This is a genomic window from Mycobacterium sp. (assembly GCF_049278535.1).
GTDB lineage: Bacteria > Actinomycetota > Actinomycetes > Mycobacteriales > Mycobacteriaceae > Mycobacterium.
The window spans coordinates 1-2,435 of sequence record NZ_JBAPMI010000232.1 but is presented as its reverse complement, the minus strand read 5'-3'; the positions used below and the strand labels follow the sequence as shown (position 1 = coordinate 2,435).

3 protein-coding genes and 1 pseudogene are annotated in these 2,435 nt (G+C 62.0%); 2 read left to right on the top strand and 2 right to left on the bottom strand.

Annotated features, from left to right (window positions below; translation table 11 throughout):
* Nucleotides 1-420: transposase (locus WAO18_RS15950; protein ID WP_422207229.1), on the top strand; the 420-nt coding region annotated here is incomplete at its 5' end.
* 139 nt (nt 421-559) lie between these two features.
* Here the strand turns inward: WAO18_RS15950 and WAO18_RS15945 are convergent.
* Complete coding sequence (locus tag WAO18_RS15945; protein ID WP_422207228.1) at nt 560-1,075, bottom strand: DUF4190 domain-containing protein; 516 nt, start codon at nt 1,073-1,075, stop codon at nt 560-562.
* A 362-nt stretch (nt 1,076-1,437) separates the two neighbouring features.
* Here WAO18_RS15945 and WAO18_RS15940 point away from each other — a divergent pair.
* Nucleotides 1,438-1,634 (top strand): annotated as a pseudogene (locus WAO18_RS15940) (IS256 family transposase); the annotation flags it as partial.
* Between the two features lie 238 nt (nt 1,635-1,872).
* Here the strand turns inward: WAO18_RS15940 and WAO18_RS15935 are convergent.
* Nucleotides 1,873-2,435 (bottom strand): hypothetical protein (locus WAO18_RS15935; protein WP_422207227.1); only part of this gene is annotated, 563 nt, incomplete at its 5' end.

Sequence of the window (2,435 nt, the reverse complement as noted above, 5' to 3'; positions counted from 1 at the left end):
AACGCTGAGGACATCGACAAGGCCCAGGTCGTGATCAAGGCCTTCGAGATCGACTACGGCGCCAAGTACCCCAAGGCGGTGGCCAAGATCGTCGACGACGCCGACGTGCTGCTGGAGTTCTACAAGTACCCGGCCGAGCATTGGGTACACCTACGCACGACGAATCCAATCGAAAGTATTTTTGCGACAGTACGTTTGAGAACCAAGGTGACCAAGGGGCCCGGCTCACGAGCTGCCGGACTGGCGATGGCCTACAAGCTGATTGAGGCCGCTCAAACCCGCTGGCGCGCGGTCAACGCGCCGCACCTGGTCGCCCTCGTCCGCGCCAGCGCCGTCTTCCACAAAGGAAAGCTCCTCGAACGACCCGTCGACATCACGCCCACCGAACCCGAAAAATCACCCGAAACGGAGGTCGCCTGAAACAGGCTCATCTGGTCTTGACGATAGCCCATAGACATCCACTCCAGAGCGTGCACAGTGCTCACCGGCCAGCAGCTCGGTGATCAGCCTCCCGTGGATGGGGCCGTAACCCTGTCAACAGCGCGGTGATCGATTCGGATTAGGGCGTCGGAGTGATCGTCGCCGAGCGCTTTTTTGCGCGGCGCTCCTGCATCTGCTTTTCGCACTGCCCAGCATCGTCGTTGTTGTGCGCATTGGACAAGCAGTGGTGGTATTCCGAGTCGCCGCTGCCAAAGATGCGACCGATGTAGACGTTGTATCTGTCCCAGGTAAACGCGAGTACGGCGAGTGAAGCGATGATCGCCAGGAACCCCAGCACGATGCCGGCGACGACGACACCGCCATTGGTCGCCTCGCCCCGCTTGATCCGGCCGCGGCCAATGAACCCGAAGATTACCGCGAGGAGTCCGAGGGTGACGCCGCCTGCCACCGACCAGAAGAACACGAGTGCAAGGATCGCGATAACCAACGCTGCGATCCCGAGGCCGTTCTTCGGCCCGGCGGGCGGCGCCGGGTATCCGGCATAGGGGTGCGGTGTCGATTGGGGGTAGCTCCCTTGCTGGTGCGGTGGCTGCTGCGGCCACGACGGCATGTCGGGCTGATACGGCTCACTCACGGCGCCAACCCTACCAACCGGCAGCTACATCGAGAAGTCAGCAGCAAAACATTCTTGAGGAGGTGGAGAGTGGCGACCACCGCGTGCGGTCGGCAGCGAAGACAGCGCTCGGGCGCGATTAGTGTCGAGATGTTTCGGCAGGTTTGTCGAGAAGCACGACCGGCTCCATCGAAATTAAGGCGTGCTCCAGCAAACCAGCCGCGACACAGGTAATTCGCCGCGACGGCATTCGACGGCGCGCCGCATCTGCATCTGACGCCCTGTTCACTTTGGTCTGATCACCGCGTGATCAACAATGAGGTGAGAAATCGAGCGCCCCGGATCAGAATGGCTGAAAAGCCCCTCCAGACGACCCCGAGGCCGGCTCACGCGCGGCCGGGATTGCCATGGCCTACAAGCTGATCGACGCCGCGCACGCCCGCTGGCGTGCCGTCAACGCACCGCATCTTGTTGCTTTGGTCCATGCGGGCGCGACGTTCCACAAGGGCAACAGCGCGAACGACCCATCGACATCACACCCGCCGAGCCCGGCGAATCAACCGAAACGGAGGTCGCCTGAACCAACCTCATCCACAGGTATTGACAACATCTCGAAATTTGTCACTGTGGCGGCTCACGCTCAGCAGCGCTGCCCCGCAGCCGGCTGAGCGAGGTCGAAGGCGGGTGCTGCCGATAGTGCAGCTAGAACGTTGTCGCCGAAGCGATTCCGGGAGCACACGAGACAGCGGTGGGCGACCGCCAAATTCTAGTCAAATGATCGTCCGCGACGACGGCCTGCGACCTCACGCTCAGTTGAGCTAACCGAACCAGCCCCCGCTGTTCAGAGAAGAATTCAGGTCGAAACGCTCGACCAGGGCCAGCCAGTCGGCGCCACCGACAACGTAATGGGCCGGGGCGTGGGAAGGCACCGTGCCACGCCACGAAAATCGTAAATCGGGAATACCGATGCTCATTGCCGGTCGGCCGGGAAACTGCACCACCAGAAGCGGCATCGTGTAGGTGGGACGTCCGCGGTAGATGTGTGCGGCGGGTACGACGGTCACTTCAGTGACAGGTGCCGCCGCCAGACCTGCGTTCGTCAGGACATCGATGATCCGAACTTCGTTGTCGTCCACCTCGATCGCCATCGTCGGCTGCGGGGTGGCCGACGTCGGAAACTTCTTGGACCTGTTCTCGACGAGCAGACATCGGCACATCGCATGTCGGTCAAGATATGCCGCCGGTGCGAGACCGTCGCCGAAGATGGCCGCGAGCATCGATGCGAACTGCGCCGCGGGCATATAAACGTTGACGCTCTGCACGACCGGTGCATCCAGGCGCCACTGCGAGTCAGCGCAATGATCCCGTCCACCAATGAGGT